The organism is Streptomyces odontomachicola, from assembly GCF_039605595.1.
Classification (GTDB): Bacteria; Actinomycetota; Actinomycetes; order Streptomycetales; family Streptomycetaceae; genus Streptomyces.
The window spans coordinates 1-16,060 of sequence record NZ_JBCFOK010000021.1 but is presented as its reverse complement, the minus strand read 5'-3'; the positions used below and the strand labels follow the sequence as shown (position 1 = coordinate 16,060).

The 16,060-nt window shown below is 74.2% G+C and carries 12 protein-coding genes; 5 read left to right on the top strand and 7 right to left on the bottom strand.

Annotated elements, in window-relative coordinates:
* Positions 1-29 precede the first annotated feature (29 nt).
* The 7 genes from ABEE00_RS31000 to iolC form a co-directional block, all read right to left on the bottom strand.
* Positions 30-2,471: an FUSC family protein gene (locus ABEE00_RS31000; protein WP_345749079.1), complete on the bottom strand. Its 2,442-nt coding sequence runs from the start codon at positions 2,469-2,471 to the stop codon at positions 30-32.
* 175 nt (positions 2,472-2,646) lie between these two features.
* Positions 2,647-4,284 carry a hypothetical protein gene (locus ABEE00_RS30995; RefSeq protein ID WP_345749078.1) on the bottom strand — a complete coding sequence of 546 codons (1,638 nt, stop codon included), beginning with the start codon at positions 4,282-4,284 and terminating at the stop codon, positions 2,647-2,649.
* Positions 4,281-5,003: an ABC transporter ATP-binding protein gene (locus tag ABEE00_RS30990; protein ID WP_345749077.1), complete on the bottom strand. Its 723-nt coding sequence runs from the start codon at positions 5,001-5,003 to the stop codon at positions 4,281-4,283. Before ABEE00_RS30990 ends, ABEE00_RS30995 begins: the two co-directional genes overlap by 4 nt.
* An 85-nt stretch (positions 5,004-5,088) precedes the next feature.
* On the bottom strand, positions 5,089-6,972 hold the full coding sequence (gene iolD / locus ABEE00_RS30985; protein ID WP_345749076.1) for a 3D-(3,5/4)-trihydroxycyclohexane-1,2-dione acylhydrolase (decyclizing): 1,884 nt from the start codon (positions 6,970-6,972) through the stop codon (positions 5,089-5,091).
* Positions 6,969-7,880, bottom strand: coding sequence for a 5-deoxy-glucuronate isomerase (gene iolB / locus ABEE00_RS30980; RefSeq protein WP_345749075.1), 912 nt, complete (start codon positions 7,878-7,880; stop codon positions 6,969-6,971). The genes iolD and iolB overlap by 4 nt, the downstream gene beginning before the upstream one ends.
* Positions 7,881-7,917: 37 nt before the next feature.
* Entirely contained in the window at positions 7,918-8,799 is an 882-nt protein-coding gene (locus ABEE00_RS30975; RefSeq protein ID WP_345749074.1) for a Cgl0159 family (beta/alpha)8-fold protein, read from the bottom strand.
* A 138-nt stretch (positions 8,800-8,937) separates the two neighbouring features.
* Positions 8,938-9,909 (bottom strand): 5-dehydro-2-deoxygluconokinase, encoded by a 972-nt coding sequence (gene iolC, locus ABEE00_RS30970; RefSeq protein ID WP_345749073.1) that lies wholly within the window; start codon positions 9,907-9,909, stop codon positions 8,938-8,940.
* Positions 9,910-10,133: 224 nt separating this feature from the next.
* Between iolC and ABEE00_RS30965 the strand changes: the two genes are divergently transcribed.
* The 5 genes from ABEE00_RS30965 (at position 10,134) to ABEE00_RS30945 (ending at position 15,364) form a co-directional block, all read left to right on the top strand.
* Entirely contained in the window at positions 10,134-11,051 is a 918-nt protein-coding gene (locus ABEE00_RS30965) for a sugar phosphate isomerase/epimerase family protein (protein ID WP_345749072.1), read from the top strand.
* A gap of 159 nt (positions 11,052-11,210) precedes the next feature.
* The gene (locus ABEE00_RS30960; protein WP_345749071.1) at positions 11,211-12,236 is read left to right on the top strand and encodes a Gfo/Idh/MocA family protein; all 1,026 of its coding nucleotides are present in this window, start codon (positions 11,211-11,213) and stop codon (positions 12,234-12,236) included.
* A 192-nt stretch (positions 12,237-12,428) separates the two neighbouring features.
* Positions 12,429-12,623 carry a helix-turn-helix transcriptional regulator gene (locus ABEE00_RS30955; RefSeq protein WP_345749070.1) on the top strand — a complete coding sequence of 65 codons (195 nt, stop codon included), beginning with the start codon at positions 12,429-12,431 and terminating at the stop codon, positions 12,621-12,623.
* A gap of 252 nt (positions 12,624-12,875) precedes the next feature.
* Positions 12,876-13,094, top strand: coding sequence for a heavy-metal-associated domain-containing protein (locus tag ABEE00_RS30950; protein ID WP_345749069.1), 219 nt, complete (start codon positions 12,876-12,878; stop codon positions 13,092-13,094).
* Positions 13,091-15,364, top strand: coding sequence for a heavy metal translocating P-type ATPase (locus ABEE00_RS30945; protein ID WP_345749068.1), 2,274 nt, complete (start codon positions 13,091-13,093; stop codon positions 15,362-15,364). The genes ABEE00_RS30950 and ABEE00_RS30945 overlap by 4 nt, the downstream gene beginning before the upstream one ends.
* Positions 15,365-16,060 lie beyond the last annotated feature (696 nt).

The following is a 16,060-nucleotide window of genomic DNA, read 5'->3' as shown; positions in this document are numbered from 1 at the left end:
GGCCCTCCGCCGCCCTTGCGGGACTCGGCTCAGCCGTCCTTGCGGGACTCGGTCCGGGTGCGCGGGTTGACCGCCCCCGCCAGGTCGTCCAGCGCGTCGGCGAGCAGGTCGGCGGTGCGCAGCGCCACGGGCGGGGGCTCCTCCACGCGGTCCCACCAGCGCTGGAGCGCCTCGTGCACGGGGGCCCAGTCCACCGCGCCGCCCTCGCGCACCGCGCGGGCCGCCTCCTCGACCGAGGGACCGAAGGTCGCGGCGAAGTCCTCCGCGTCCGGGTCGGGTTCGGCGGTGCGGCCCGGCAGGTGAGGCTCCAGCAGCATGGTCACCCGGCCCATCGTGAGCATCGCCGACTGCGCCTCGGCCGCCGCGCGGTGCGAGAGGCGGCCGCGGTGGCGCACCGGCTCCGCGTCGGCGCGCGAGAGCATCTGGTCCCACTCCTGGCGCGCGGCGCGCTGGTCCAGCAGCGCCTCCCGCACCTGCCGCGAGGTGCCGCCCGCGGGGTCGGCGAAGCGGTCGAGCACGGCGACGGCGTACCGCCCGTTCGCCGCGAGCCAGTCGGCCAGGCGGTCCCTGAGCTGGGGCGTCTCCCACGCGGGGTAGACCGCGTAGCTGAGCATCGCGAGCACTCCGCCGAGCGCGGTCAGGCCGATCCGCTCCACGGCGGTCTGCGACCACACCGAGCCCGCGATGCCGAGCAGGAAGACCACGTACGCGCCGATGCACGCCGAGCTGATCGCGTAACCCGCCTTCATCAGCAGGTAGTTGAGGCCCAGGCAGAGCACGGCGAGGCCCGCGCTGGCCCAGGCGCCGGGGGCGAGCAGCGCGGTGGCGGCGGCGCCGATCGCCACGCCGACCAGGGTCCCGGCGAAGCGGGCCACCCCGCGTTCGAAGGTGCGGGAGAAGTCGGGGCGCAGCACCATCACCGCGGTCAGCGCGATCCAGTAGCCGTGCTCGGGCGGCAGCAGCTTGCCGATGATCCAGCCCAGCGTCGTGACGGCGCAGGTGCGCAGCGCGTGCCGGAAGATGGGCGAGGAGAGCCGGAATTCCCGGCGGTACGCGCGCATCGCGACGGGGATCATGCCGGCGAGGGTCGGCCTGTAGAGGTGCCGGGGACGGCGTACGGCGCGGTGCGAACCGGTCGTCGAGCCGTCGGCCGAACCGTTGGCCGAGCCCTCGGCCGAGGCGCCCTCGGCGGGCGCGGCGCCCTTGGGCGGGAGCGGGATGGAGCCCGTGGTCTCGCTGCTGTCGAAGCGGCCTGCGCCGCCGACGCTGCCGGTGTTCCTGGGCTTCCCGCCGTCGCCGGCCTTGCCATTGCTGCCGCTGGACCCGTCGCCGTGGCCGCCCTTCTCGTTCTTGCCCAGCTTGCGGAGTCCGCCGGTCGCGGTGAGGTCGATGCCCGAGGTCTCCGAGAGCGTGTGCCAAGCGCTGCGCTGCGGGATCGGGTTGGGGAGCACGGGGTTGGGCCTGGTCACCTCGACCGGCTCCTCCGCCGCGTCCACCGCGTCGTCGGTGAGCGCGATCAGCCGCATCGCGGCGCGCCGCGCGGGGCCGCTGAGCACCGGTCCGGACTCCGGCACCTGGAGCACGTTCAGCGCCTCCTCGGGGACCCTGACCCGCTCGCCGTGCCGGATGGCGTGCGCGGTGGCGTCCAGCACGGTGGCAGCGGCGGCGAGGAGTTCCCTGACCCGGTCGCGCTCCGGGCCCTCGGTGGGCGCACCGCCCACCACCGGGTCGGCGAGCGAGGCGAGTACGGGGCGGAAGCGCTCGGCCATCGCGCGGTAGCCGCGCAACTGCCGCGGCCTGCGCCGCGCTTGGCGCGGGGTGACGGCCGCCGCCTTGCGCGCCTCGATGAGCGGCTCGGGGTCGAAGGGCGCGGTCGGGTCGTGCCGCAGCCTGCGCGCGTAGTCGGCGACCCCGGCCAGCGCGTCGGCCAGCGCGTCCCGCGCGTCGCCCCAGCGCCTGATCGGGAACAGCACGATGAGCAGCGCCTGCACCACGCCGCCCATGGCGATCAGCGCCGCGTGCACCAGCGCGCCCGCCACCGTGGTGGGCAGCGTGACGGTCACCAGCATCACCGCGATGGTCAGCGCGGCGACCACCCCCGAGGTGGGCCCGACGCTCCACGCCATGCCCGCGCCGAAGGACCACACGGCGAGCAGCACCACGAAGGCCGGCGGCCAGGCCGCCAGCAGATAGCCGAGGAAGGTGGACACGGCGAGTCCTGCGGCGGCGGCGAGCGCCAGCACGGGGCGCGGGCGCCAACTGCGCTGGAACGTGGCCACGCCCGAGGCGAAGGCGCCGAACGCGGAGGCCACAGCGAGCTGCGGTGACCCCAGCCCCAGCGCCAGCCCGATGACGATGGCCACACCGCAGGCGCCGCGCAGCGCCAGCAGCGGCGTCATCGCGGCGCGTTCGATCATGAGTCCGGAACGCGCGGTCTCCTTGAGCGCCCGGAGCCAGGGCAGCGGCGTCATGCCCCCGAGAATAAAGGGACGCGTGTGACGTGCGGGAACCCCGCGCGCGGGCCGTTCTCCGCAGAGCGGAATGTGCCCCCACAGCGCCGCACCGCCCGACGCCTCCGCGCCGCACCCCATCGCCGCGTTGCGCTGCCCCGCACCGCAAGCGCCTGCCGCTCCACGCCGTACGCGCCTACCTCCCCGCCCTCCGCCACCCCCACCACAGCAGCCCCGCTCCCGCGGCGAGGAGCCACAGGCAGACGGGGAGGAGCGGCGCTCCGGCGTGGAGTGTCGCCAGGAGCGCGGGCGTTGCGCAGGCCAGGGCCGTCAGGGGGCCGCGCGCGTACCACGCCGCCATCTGCGCGGGCGCCGTGTTGCCCAGCGGCGTCTCGGTCCCGATGGCGACGCGCGGCGGCATGCTGCCCCGGTAGGCGCTCACCAGCGCGGCGCCGAGCAGCGCCGGGGCGCAGCAGCACAGGGCCAGCAGCGCGGGATGCCACAGCCCCGCCGCGGCGAGCGCTGCGGCGCCGCCGGCCAGCCCGGCGAGGAGGAGGGCGCCGGGTACGGCGGTGTGCCGCAGGGCCAGCGCGCCGCGGGTGTACGGGAGGGCCGCCGCACGGCGCGGATCGTCGGCGTCCAGGCGCGCGGGCTCGGCGAGTTGGGCGGCGGCCAGGTATGCGGCGGCCGGCGCGAGCACCGCGCAGAGCGCACCGGTACGGGGAGCGGGCGCGGGAGCGGCGGCGGTCAGCGCGAGGGCCGCGGCCAGCCAGAACAGCGCGCGGACCGGGCGCGCCGGCGCCCTGAGCAGCGCGGTGAGGTCACGCCAGGGCACCAGCAGCCGGGGCGAGGCGGGGACCGGGAGGCGGAGGCGCGCGCCGCGGTGGAGGGGCCCGGGGAGCGCCGACCTGGCCTGCCGGAGTTCCAGGGTGACCAGGGATGCCGCGAGGGTCCGGCGGATGCGGGCGCTACGGGCCAGCACGGGGGCCGGGATGTACGGGGCGGCGCGCCAGGCGGCCCGCGCCGCGACCGCCACCGCGACGAGCTGGAGCACGACGGCGTACGGCCAGGTCGCGGACCAGATGCCGGGCGCTCCCGCGGCCGCGGCCAGCGGTTGCGCCGCCCAGCCCCACGGGCCCGAGCAGAGCACGAGCCCGGTGGACCAGGAGGGCGTCCACGGCACGAAGGCGCCGGTCAGCAGCACCGCGTACAGCCCGGCGAGGAGCAGCGCGAAGGCGCGGGGCACGGTGCGCTCGTACCGCTGGGCCAGCGTGGCGCACGCCGCTGCCAGCAGCAGGACCGTTCCGCATGCCCACGCGCCCGCCGCTGTGGTCGCGGGCCGGGCGCCGTTGCCCTGGGTGGACAGGAGGAAGCCGCACACCGCGCCGGCCACCGCGCCCAGCCCGCCCCACAGGGCCCCGGCCGTCAGCAGGCGCGGACGCAACAGGCGCTCCCTGAGCAGCGGTTGGGGCAGCGCCCAGGACGCGGTGGCCGCGTCCACGGCGACGGGGCCCTGCCACCGGGCGTTGCGCAGCGCCGCGTACAGCAGCGTGAGCAGCAGGAGCGGCGCGGCCGACGGGAGGACGGCGAGGGTGTGTTCGGCGATGCCGCGCCGCCAGGGGCCGTCCGGCGCCGAGCGCGCGGCCGAGGCGAGGTAGGGGACGCCGAGGAAGACGGCGACGAGCGCGAGCGTGTAGAGCGTGGTGGCCCGGTCACGGAGCCTGCCGCGGCCGCCGCGCTCGCGCAGCGTCGCCCGCAGATAGGCCAGCGCCTCGGAGGTGGACTCCTCCCACGTACCGCCGCCCTCCCGGGCCGCGGCCTCCGTGCGCGTCACGCCTCCTCCCCCGCGCCGGCCCCGCCCTCCGCCGGGCTGCCGGACTCCAGCCGCAGGGTGCGGTCGGCCACCTCCTCCGCGAGTCCGCCGGAGTGGGTGGCGAGCAGTACGGCCGCGCCGTCCTCCTTCCGCGCGCGCAGCCGCGCCGCGAGCTCGGCGCGCGCCCGTGTGTCCAGGCGCTGTTCGGGTTCGTCGAGCACCAGCAGGTCGTGCGGGCGCAGCAGCGCGGCGGCCAGTTGCAGGAGCTGCGCCTGGCCCGAGGAGAGCGCGGCGGGCAGCGCATCGGCGCCCGCGGTCAGCCGGTGCGAGGACAGCGCCTCGTCGACGGCCTCCCCCGCTCCGTCGCCCAGACCGTGCGCCACCGCCACGAACATCAGGTGCTCCCGCACCGTCAGATCCGGGTAGTACGAGGCGCTGTCCAGCACCGCGGAGATGCGGGCGCGGGTCGCGGCGTGGTCCTCGCGCACCGGTACGCCGTCGAAGAGCACCCTCCCCGACATTGGCCGCTCCGAGCCGGTCGCGAGCCGCAGCAGGGTGGACTTGCCGCACCCGTTGTGCCCGGTCACGGCCACGCACTCGCCGGGTGCGACGCTCAACGAGACGCCGTGCAGCACCTGTTGGGGGCCGTAGCCGTGCGCGACGTGCTCCACGGCGAGCAGCGCGGGAGCGGGTATCGGAGGGTCAGGTGAGACGGGGGCGGACGAGGCGGGGGCGGGCATTACGGCAGGCTAAGGGGCACCTGGCCTGTGGTGTCCGGCAACCCCCGGAATACCCGCCTCCGTTCAGCCTCGGCTCAGCCTCAGCTCAGAGGTGGCGCCGCCTCTGCGCCGCGTGCCGCTCGTAGTTCTCGCGGGCCTTGCGCGCCGCCGGGCGCTCGGAGGTCTCCGCGACGACCACGTCCCACCACGCCTCGGGCGGCGGCGCCGTCGGAGAGGTGTCGGTCTCCACGTAAACGCAGGTCGGGCGCGAGGAGGCGCGGGCGGCGGCCAAGCCCTCGCGCAGCTCGGCCACCGACTCGGCGCGGATCACGTCCATGCCCAGCGAGGCGGCGTTCGCGGCGAGGTCGACCGGGAGCGGGTCGCCGGTGTACGTGCCGTCGGAAGGATCGCGGAAGCGGTAGGCCGTGCCGAAGCGTTCGGCGCCCGTCTCCTCGGAGAGGCCGCCGATGGAGGCGTAGCCGTGGTTCTGGAGGAGCACGACGTTGATGTTCACGCCCTCCTGGACCGCGGTGACGATCTCGCCGGGCAGCATCAGATAGGTGCCGTCGCCGACCAGCGCCCACACCGGGCGGTCAGGCGCCGCGAGCCGCACGCCGATCGCGGCGGGGATCTCGTAGCCCATGCAGGAGTAGCCGTACTCCAGGTGGTACTGCCGGGGCGAGCGCGCCCTCCACAGCTTGTGCAGGTCACCCGGGAGCGAGCCCGCGGCGTTGATCACCACGTCCGCGTCGCCGACCACGGAGTCCAGGGCGCCGAGCACCTGGGTCTGGGTGGGGCGCACGGCGGGGTCCTCGGCGGCGTACACCGAGTCCACGACGCGCTCCCACGCGGCCTTGCCCGCCGCGTACTTCTCCTCGTACGCCTCCGGGACCCGGTGTCCCGCGAGCGCCTCGCGGAGCGTCTCCAGGGTGGCCCGCGCGTCGCCCACCACCGTCGCGCCGCCGAGCTTGTGCGCGTCGTGGCCCGCGATGTTCAGGTTGAGGAAGCGGACCGAGGGCTCGGCGAAGAGGGTCGCCGAGGCGGTCGTGAAGTCGGTGTAGCGGGTGCCGACGCCGATCACCAGGTCGGCGGCGCGGGCGAGTTCGTCGGCGACGGCCGTGCCGGTGTGCCCGATGCCGCCCACGTCGCAGGGGTGGTCGTGGCGCAGCGAGCCCTTGCCCGCCTGTGTGGAGGCGACGGGGATGCCGGTCTCCTCCGCGAAGGCCCGCAGCGCGTCCTCGGCCTCGCTGTGGTGCACGCCCCCGCCCGCGATCAGGAGGGGACGGCGTGCCGCGCGGATCGCGGTGACCGCCTCCGCGGTCTCCCCGGACTCCGGTACGGGACGGCGTACCCGCCACACCCGCTCGGCGAAGAACTCCTCCGGCCAGTCGTACGCCTCAGCCTGCACGTCCTGCGGCAGCGCGAGCGTCACGGCGCCGGTGTCCACCGGGTCGGCCAGCACCCGCATCGCCTGGAGCGCGGCGGTCATCAGCGCCTCGGGCCGCATGACGCGGTCGAACCAGCGGGACACCGGGCGCAGCGCGTCGTTCACCGACACATCGCCCGCGTACGGGACTTCGAGCTGCTGGAGCACGGGGTCGGCGACGCGGGTGGCGAAGATGTCGCCGGGGAGCAGGAGCACCGGCAGGCGGTTCACGCTGGCCAGCGCGGCGCCGGTCACGAGGTTGGTGGCGCCGGGGCCGATGGAGGTGGTCACGGCCTGCGCGGAGAGGCGGTTGTTCTGCCGCGCGTAGCCGACGGCGGCGTGCACCATGGCCTGCTCGTTGCGGCCCTGGAGATAGCGGAGCGGTGCTTCTGGGCCCTGGCCGTTCTCCAGCAGGGCCTGCCCGAGCCCGGCGACGTTGCCGTGCCCGAAGATGCCCCAGCACGCGTCGACCAGCCGGTGCCGCTGCCCGTCCCGCTCGGTGTACTGCGCGCCGAGGAACCGTACGAGTGCCTGCGCGACGGTCAGCCGCCTGGTGGTCGTCAACGGACCTCTCCTTCCGGGGTCTGCGCGCTGTCCGGCGCGGTGTAGAGGGGCAGTCGCGCGTCCACCCGCTGCTGTTCCCAACTGCCGCGGATCCAGGCGTGCTCGGGGTGGTCGCAGATGAGCCAGGCGCGCTCCTCGGCGGGGCCCGCCATCACGTTCAGGTAGTACATGTGGTTGCCGGGCGCCGCCATCGAGGGCCCGTGCCAGCCGTCCGGGATGAGCACGGCGTCGCCGGTGCGGACCTCGGCGAGCACGTCGGTGTTGCGGCCGCGCCCGGACGGGGACACCCGCTGGTAGCCGCTGCCCGGGATGCCGTCGTGCGGGGCGATCTCGAAGTAGTAGATCTCCTCCAGCTCGGCCTCCTCGCCGGGCCGGCACTCGTCGTGCTTGTGCGGCGGGTACGAGGACCAGTTGCCGCCCGGGGTGAGCACCTCAACGGCGATCAGCTTGTCCGCCGCAAAGACGCCCGCGGCGCCGAAGTTGTTGACCTGCCGCGAGCAGTTCCCGCTCCCCCGCAGCTCCACAGGCACGCCCTCGGCCGCCCCGTACCGCGCGGGCAGCCGCCGCGAGCAGACCGCGCCGGTGAGCGCGAAGCGGCCGCCCCCGTCGCTGGACACCGTCACCCGCGCGTCCCGCGGCACGTACGCGAAGTCGCTGACCCCGCTGAACACGCTCTCCCTGCCGCGCAGTTCGAAGCGCTCCCCGTCACACTCCACCGTGCAGCCGCCGCTCAGCGGCAGCACGATCCACTCGCTCTCGCCGGTGGCGAAGGTGTGCGCGCCGCCGGGCTCCAGTTCCAGCACGCGCAGCGAGGAATACCCCCACCCGGCACGCTTGGGGTCGATGTCGAGCGCGTACGGGCCGGAAGCGGCACTCCCCGCCGGTACGTAGAACTCACTGTCCGTCATGCTTCGCCCCTCACCACTCGTCCTCACAGCAGCCCGGTCACAGCAGTCCGACCGCCGTGTCCACCGCGCCCGCCACGTCTCCGTCCGCCGGGTACAGCAGCGAGCGGCCCGCCACCAGGCCGCGCACCGTGGGCAGCCGGAGCGCCTTGCGCCACTTCTCGTACGTCCCGTCACTGTCGCCGCCGACCTCGCCGCCCAGCAGCACCGCCGGCAGCGTGGAGGTCTCGCACACCCAGGCCATGTCGTCCGGATTCTCGGTCACGGGGAGCTTCAGCCAGGTGTAGGCGGAGGTCCCGGCGAGCCCCGAGGCGATGGCGATGGAGCGGGCCACCGCCTCGCCGCTCAGGTCGTTGCGCACCGCCCCGTCCACCCGCCGCGAGATGAACGGCTCGACGAACACCGGCAGCCGCCGCTCCGCCATCTCGTCCACGGCGCGCGCCGTGGCGGCCAGCGTGCTCAGCGAGCCCGGGTCGTCGTAGTCCACCCGCAGCAGCAGCTTGCCCGCGTCGAACCGCAGCCGCTCGATGTCCTGCGCGCGGTGCCCGGTGAAGCGGTCGTCCAGCTCGAAGGAGGCGCCGGCGAGACCGCCCCTGTTCATGGAGCCCATCGCCACCTTGTTCTCCAGCGCGCCCAGGAGCAGCAGGTCCTCCAGGACGTCGGCGGTGGCCAGCACGCCGTCCACGCCGGGCCGCGAGAGCGCCAGGGTCAGCCGCTCCAGCAGGTCGATGCGGCTGGCCATGGCGAGCTTCTCGCCGCCGACCGCGAGCGCGCCGCGCGCCGGGTGGTCGGCTGCGACGATCATCAGCCGCCCGCCGTCACCGACCAGCGGGCGCCGCGCCCGCCGCGCCGCCGCCTCCGCGATCGCCTCCGGATGCCGGGCACGCACCTCGACGAGTCCGGGGATGCTGATGCTGCTCAAGGGGGCTCGCTTTCATGGCAGTTGAGGGGAGGGAAGGGCCCTTCGCGAGGCGGCGCCACGGGCCGGTCAGCCGTCCAGGGCCGGTCGGCCGTACGGAGCAGGCCAGTCGTACGGAGCAGGCCAGCCGCACAGGGCCGGTCAGCCGTCCAGCAGCGCGGCGACCTCGTCCTCCGTGGGCATCGCGGAGGAGCAGGCGAGCCGCCCCGCGACCAGGGCTCCCGCGGCGTTCGCGTACCGCATCAGCCGCTCCAGGTCCCAGCCCGCCAGCAGCCCGTGGCACAGCGCGCCGCCGAACGCGTCGCCCGCGCCCAGGCCGTTGACCACCTCCACGGGGTGCGGCGGCACCTCGGCACTGCTCCCGTCGCGGTGCACGGCGAGCACGCCCTTCGGGCCCTGCTTCACCACGGCCAGCTCGACGCCGGCCTCCAGCAGCGCGTCGGCGCAGCCGCGCGGGTCGCGGGTGCCGGTGGCGATCTCGCACTCGTCCACGTTGCCGACGGCGACGGTGACGTGCTCCAGCGCCTGCCGGTACGCGGTGCGGGCGCGCTCCGGGTCGTCCCAGAACATCGGCCGCCAGTCCAGGTCGAACACCGTGAACCGTTCCCCGCCCCGCGCCTCCAGCGCGGCCAGCGTCGCCGAGCGGCTGGGCTCCTCGCACAGCCCCGTGCCGGTCATCCAGAACACCCGGGCCCCGCGCACGGCGCCCAGGTCCAGTTCGTGCGGGTGGATTTCGAGGTCGGGCGCCTTGGGCTGCCGGTAGAAGTAGAGCGGGAAGTCGTCCGGCGGGAAGATCTCGCAGAAGGTGACAGGCGTCGGGTACTCCGGCACCGCCGTCACCATCCCGTCGTCCACCCCGAACTCCCGCAGCGCCTGGTGGATGTACGTGCCGAAGGGGTCGTCCCCGGTGCGGCTGATCACCGCGCTGCGGTGGCCCATCCGGGCGGCGGCGACCGCGACGTTGGTGGCCGTGCCGCCGAGGAACTTCCCGAAGGTCTCCACCTGCGGCAGCGGAACACCGGTCTGCAGTGGGTAGATGTCCACCCCGATGCGGCCCATGGTGAGTACGTCGTACGGCGCGCTGTACGGGGCGCTGCTGCGGTCGGCTGCCATGGGTGCGGTGCCCTTTCGTCGGCGGGGCGGTGCCTCGGCGGTTCCCTCATCGTTGTGGCCGCCGCGAAAGCCTGTCAAGACTTTGTCTGGACATACTGACTGCCACGCGAGGCATGCCACGTGCGGATGAAGTGTTGTCCTGACAAACCCTTGACAGTCGCCGTGCGCGGCGAGTTGGCTCACAGCGACGGCCGCCTCCCCACCACTCCCCGAGGAGATCCGCCATGCCCGCACCGACCGAGTCCCCCTCCCTCGACCGCCTCCGCGTCGGCTCGGCGCCCGACTCCTGGGGCGTCTGGTTCCCCGACGACCCGCGGCAGGTGCCGTGGCGGCGCTTCCTGGACGAGGTGGCGCAGTCCGGGTACGAGTGGATCGAGCTCGGCCCGTACGGCTATCTCCCCACCGACCCCGCGGCGCTGCGCGAGGAGACCGGTTCGCGCGGCCTGAAGGTCTCCGCCGGCACCGTGTTCACCTCGCTGCACCACGGGCCCGGCGTGTGGGACGCCACGTGGGAGCACGTGTCCCAAGTGGCCGGGCTGACACGGGCGATGGGCGCGGGGCACCTCGTCGTCATCCCCTCCTTCTGGAGGGACGACAAGACCGCGGAGGAGCTGGAGCCGCGCGAGCTGACCGCCGAGCAGTGGGGGCATCTGACCAGCGGCATGGACCGGCTGGGCCGCCGGGTGCGGGACGACTTCGGGCTGGACATCGTGGTGCACCCGCACGCCGACACCCACATCGACACCGAGGAGCACGTGGCCCGCTTCCTCGACGGCACCGACTCCGACGCGGTGGGCCTGTGCCTGGACACCGGGCATTACGCGTACTGCGGCGGCGACAGCGTGAAGCTGATCGAGACGTACGGGGAGCGGATCGGGTATCTGCACCTCAAGCAGGTGGACCCGGAGATCCTGGAGGAGGTCGTACGGGACGGCATCCCCTTCGGCCCCGCGGTGAAGAAGGGCGTCATGTGCGAACCGCCCCTGGGCGTCCCCGCGATGGAGCCGGTGCTCCGGGCCGCGCAGGGCCTGGGCGTCGACCTCTTCGCCATCGTCGAACAGGACATGTACCCGTGCGCCCCGGACACCCCGCTCCCGATCGCGGAACGCACGCGGCGCTTTCTGCGCACGTGCGGGGCGTGAGTCCCGCTCCGCCCCAAGCCGGCAACCACCCGCCCGGCCGGGCCCGTTCGGTCCCCGCCGGGCGCGGCACACGGCACGCCGCGAAACCCCCTTCCGCCGCAGCGGACCCGAAGCAGCCGGACCAGGCAAGCCGCTCCACTCTCACAGTCGAGGGACCACATGACTCAGCACAGCACCACCACACTTGGCGTCGCCGTCGTCGGTACCGGGAAGATGGGGGCCGATCACGTGCGGCGGATCAGGGACGTCGTCAGCGGGGCCCGTGTGGCCGCCGTGGTGGACATCGACGAGGGCCGCGCCAAGGAGCTGGCCGACGGCACCCCGGGGTGCACCCCGTACACCGATCACCGGCAGGCGATGGACGATCCGGCCGTCGACGCCGTGCTCCTCGCATCCCCAGGACCCGCGCACGAGGCCCAGCTCCTCGACGCGCTGGAGCGCGACCTGCCCGTGCTGTGCGAGAAGCCGCTGACGCCGGACGCGGACAGCGCGCTGCGCGTGCTGGAGGCCGAGGAGAAGCTCGGGCACCGCCGCATCCAGGTCGGCTTCATGCGCCGCTACGACAAGGAGTACGTCCAGCTCAAGAAGCTCCTCGGCGGCGGCTCCCTGGGCCGCCCGCTGATGCTCCACTGCCGGCACAGGAACGTCTCGGTGCACGACTACTTCACCAACGAGATGCTGATCAACGACTCGGTCGTGCACGAGATGGACTGCGCGCGCTGGCTGCTGGAGCAGGAGATCACCTCGGTGACCGTGCTGCGCCCGAAGCCCTCAGCCAACTCCCCGCGCGACCTGAGCGATCCGCAGCTCGTCGTCTTCGAGACCGACGGCGGCTCCCTGGTGAACACCGAGATCTTCGCGACCTGCGGCTTCGGCTACCAGGTCCAGGTCGAGGCCGTCTGCGAGGGCGGCACGGCCCGCATCGGCGAGGGCCACGCGCTGATGACCAACACCGGGGGCCGCTGGGGCGGCGAGATCACCCAGGACTTCGTCGCCCGCTTCGAGGAGGCGTACGACCTGGAGGTGCAGCAGTGGGCCGACGCCGCGCGCCGCGGCGAGACCCGCGGCCCCAGCGCCTGGGACGGCTACGCCGCCGCCGCGGTGTGCGAGGCGGGCGTGCGCGCCCAGTCCTCCGGCGAGCGCACGCCGGTCTCCATGACGGAGCGCCCGTCCCTGTACGCCTGACGCCTGAGCGTACGTGGCGGGCTGGAACGGCGCTCCCGCCCCCTCGCGAGCGTAGGAGAACCGTCACGACCGTCACCATTACTCGGGCGCCGCGTCACAGGCGTTCAACAGCCCCTCCCTCCTGTCACGCTCCGTCGTTCACCGAGCACAGGGTGTTTGATCATCAAGCCACCCCTGTGGGAGGTGCTGAGCATGGCCGACCGAAGGCTCTGGTCGTACAAGGAGATCGCCGCGCACATCAGCGTCCAGCCGGACACGGTGCGCTCGTACCGGAAACACGGTCTGCTGCCCCAACCCGACCTGGTGGAGGGCGGAAAGCCGTACTGGTTCGCTGACACCATCCGCGACTGGGTGGCCCGCAGGCCCGGCCACCGCGGCGGACGCTAGCCCGTGTCAGCCGGGAACCCCGGTCACCGAATACCCCGCCGCACACCGCTGCCCCAACCGGCTCCGGCCGCCTCGCACCCCCGCACGCGAGGCGGCCGGAGCCGCTTCGCGTGCGGCCCGCCGGGACCTCGGGACACCCGTGTACGAGGGCCGCGCGCGGGAACCCGAGCGGGGTCCCGGGAATACCTAGGGGGGGTATAGTGTTCCCCTCGTAGAGATACGCAGGGCAGCACGAGCGTGAGGAGATGACCCATGAGCAACGTCACCACCACCTACAAGGTCACCGGCATGAGCTGCGGGCACTGCGAGGGCGCGGTCTCCGAGGAGATCTCCGCGATCGAGGGCGTGGAGTCGGTGAAGGCCGTCGCCGCCACCGGCGAGGTCACCGTCGTCTCGGCCGGCGAGCCGGACGACGAGCGGGTGCGCGCCGCCGTGGACGAGGCGGGCTTCGAGCTGGCAGGCCGGTCATGACGACCGCGCCGGAGGCACCGGCGGGTGCGGAGCGGGAGACCGCGGATGTCGAGCTGTCCATCGGCGGCATGACCTGCGCCTCCTGCGCGGCCCGCGTGGAGAGGAAGCTCAACCGGATGGACGGCGTCTCGGCCACCGTCAACTACGCCACCGAGAAGGCCAAGGTGGCGTACGGGGCGGGGGTGTCCGTCGACGACCTGATCGCCACCGTGGAGCGCACCGGCTACTCCGCGGAGCGGCCGGCGCCGCCCGCGCCCCCCGAGGCGGCGGACCCTTCGGACGAGACCGCGGGCGAGCAGGGCGGAGAGGCGCCGGACGGTGAACTCGCCGCCGTACGGCAGCGGTTCCTCGTCTCCCTGGTGCTCTCGGTACCCGTGGTGCTGCTCGCGATGATCCCGGCCCTCCAGTTCGACAACTGGCAGTGGCTCTCGCTGACGCTGGCCGCGCCGGTCATCGTGTGGGGCGGGCTGCCCTTCCACCGCGCCGCGTGGACCAACGCGCGGCACGGCGCGGCCACCATGGACACGCTGATCTCGGTCGGCACGATGGCCGCCTTCGGCTGGTCGCTGTGGGCGCTGTTCCTCGGCGACGCGGGGATGCCGGGCATGCGGCACGGCTTCGACCTCACCGCCTCGCCGGGCGAGGCGTCCTCCGCGATCTATCTCGAAGTGGCCGCGGGCGTCACCACGTTCATCCTGCTCGGCCGCTTCCTGGAGGCCCGCTCCAAGCGGCGCGCCGGAGCCGCCCTGCGGGCGCTCATGGCGCTGGGCGCCAAGGACGTGGCCGTGCTGCGGGACGGCGTCGAGACCCGGGTCCCCGTCGAACGGCTCGCGGTCGGCGACAGGTTCGTGGTGCGGCCCGGCGAGACCGTCGCCACCGACGGGACCGTCGTCGAGGGTTCCTCGGCGGTCGACGCGTCGATGCTGACCGGCGAGTCGGTGCCGGTGGACGTCGGCGCGGGCGACACGGTCACGGGCGCGACGGTGAACACCTCGGGCCGCCTCGTGGTCGAGGCCACCCGCGTCGGCTCGGACACCCAACTCGCGCGCATGGCGCGGATGGTGGAGGACGCGCAGAGCGGCAAGGCCGAGGTGCAGCGGCTCGCCGACCGGGTGTCGGCCGTCTTCGTACCGGTCGTGATGCTGCTGGCGCTGGGCACGCTGGCGGGCTGGCTGCTGTTCGGCTCCGGCGGTGTGACCGGCGCCTTCACCGCGGCCGTCGCCGTACTGATCATCGCCTGCCCCTGCGCGCTGGGGCTGGCCACGCCGACCGCGCTCATGGTCGGCACGGGGCGCGGCGCCCAGCTCGGCATCCTGATCAAGGGCCCCGAGGTCCTCGAATCCACCCGCCGGGTGGACACCGTCGTCCTGGACAAGACGGGCACGGTCACCACGGGCCGGATGACGCTGAGCGAGGTGTACGCGGCCGAGGGCACCGACGAGTCGCGGCTGCTGCGGTACGCGGGCGCGCTGGAGGACGCCTCCGAGCACCCGATCGCCCGCGCGATCGCGGAGGGTGCGCGCTCCCGGGTGGGGGACTTCCCCGCGGCTGAGGACTTCCGCAATACGGCGGGCGTGGGCGTACGCGGCACGGTCGAGGGTCACGAGGTGCAGGTCGGGCGGGGCGCGGGCGAGCTCCCGTCCTCCCTGGCCGAGGCGAAGGCGGCGGCCGAGGCCGAGGGGCGTACGGCGGTGACCGTCTCCTGGGACGGCGCGGTGCGCGGCGTGCTCACGGTGGCCGACGCGGTGAAGGAGACCAGCGCCGAGGCGGTCGAGCGGCTCCGTGCGCTGGGGCTGGCGCCGGTGCTGCTGACCGGGGACAACCGGGCGGTGGCCGAGGCCGTGGCGCGTGCCGTCGGGATTCCCGAGGTGATCGCCGAGGTACTGCCGGAGGACAAGGTCGCGCAGGTGCGGAAGCTGCAGGAGCAGGGGCGCACGGTGGCGATGGTCGGCGACGGCGTGAACGACGCCGCCGCCCTGGCGCAGGCGGACCTCGGCCTCGCCATGGGTACGGGGACGGACGCCGCGATCGAGGCGGGCGACCTCACGCTCGTACGGGGCGACCTCCGGGTCGCGGCGGACGCGATCCGCCTCTCCCGCCGCACCCTCTCCACGATCAAGGGCAACCTCTTCTGGGCCTTCGGCTACAACGTGGCGGCGCTGCCGGTGGCGGCGGCGGGCCTGCTGAACCCGATGATCGCGGGCGCAGCGATGGCGTTCTCCTCGGTCTTCGTGGTCACGAACAGCTTGCGCCTGCGCCGCTTCCGCTGACTCCGGGGCTCCGCCCCGGTGCCACGTCGGGTGCGGGGCGGGGCAGGTGCGGCGGCTGCCGGTCCGCTGTGCCAACCCGTTCCGCCCCTGCGGAACGACTGCCCACAGCTCGTAAGGGGGCACTGGCAGCCGCAGGCGCGAAGCGTCGGAGGCAGCCCGGAGACTCACAAGGCAGTCGCAACCACCCACACACATCCCGCCGCAGCGGGAAGCAACAAGAAGCGCAGCCGACCGGCGGTCAAAGGCTGAGACGACCACAGGCGCAACGGCCCGGCAGGGCAAAAGCGCAACGACCCGCAAGGGAAAACGCCCCGTCGCTCGCGGTCCCCCCACGGGCCCGGCGACGGGGCGTTTTCTTGTCCCGGTCATGGATTCCCCCCACGGGATCCTGGCCGGGCGTTTGCCGGCTGCACGTACGCGGGAGGGCCGCTCAAAGCTCCCCGTGCTGCACGCTCACCCCTGCTGCCGCCGGGCGCGTCCCCCAAAGACGCACTCGGCGAGTGGCGAAGGCCTCCGCCGGGAGGCCCACGCCACCCGGTTAGACCCTCGACCCCCCGCAATGGTTACCCCTCGATTGCTGTGACCTACGTCTCCTCACAGATCTGCACATACGGAAGGGCCCGGTCCCACAGGACCGGGCCCATACGTGACCCGAATCGGCGCTCGCCACCTCAGTTGGAGCCCCGCAGCGGGGCT

Excerpts from the sequence above, each read along its gene's own strand:
- ABEE00_RS31000 (WP_345749079.1), bottom strand. The coding sequence starts at position 2,471 with ATGACGCCGCTGCCCTGGCTCCGGGCGCTCAAGGAGACCGCGCGTTCC.
- ABEE00_RS30990 (WP_345749077.1), bottom strand. The coding sequence starts at position 5,003 with ATGCCCGCCCCCGCCTCGTCCGCCCCCGTCTCACCTGACCCTCCGATA.
- iolB (WP_345749075.1), bottom strand. The coding sequence starts at position 7,880 with ATGACGGACAGTGAGTTCTACGTACCGGCGGGGAGTGCCGCTTCCGGC.
- iolC (WP_345749073.1), bottom strand. The coding sequence starts at position 9,909 with ATGGCAGCCGACCGCAGCAGCGCCCCGTACAGCGCGCCGTACGACGTA.
- ABEE00_RS30965 (WP_345749072.1), top strand. The coding sequence starts at position 10,134 with ATGCCCGCACCGACCGAGTCCCCCTCCCTCGACCGCCTCCGCGTCGGC.
- ABEE00_RS30960 (WP_345749071.1), top strand. The coding sequence starts at position 11,211 with ATGACTCAGCACAGCACCACCACACTTGGCGTCGCCGTCGTCGGTACC.
- ABEE00_RS30955 (WP_345749070.1), top strand. The coding sequence starts at position 12,429 with ATGGCCGACCGAAGGCTCTGGTCGTACAAGGAGATCGCCGCGCACATC.
- ABEE00_RS30950 (WP_345749069.1), top strand. The coding sequence starts at position 12,876 with ATGAGCAACGTCACCACCACCTACAAGGTCACCGGCATGAGCTGCGGG.
- ABEE00_RS30945 (WP_345749068.1), top strand. The coding sequence starts at position 13,091 with ATGACGACCGCGCCGGAGGCACCGGCGGGTGCGGAGCGGGAGACCGCG.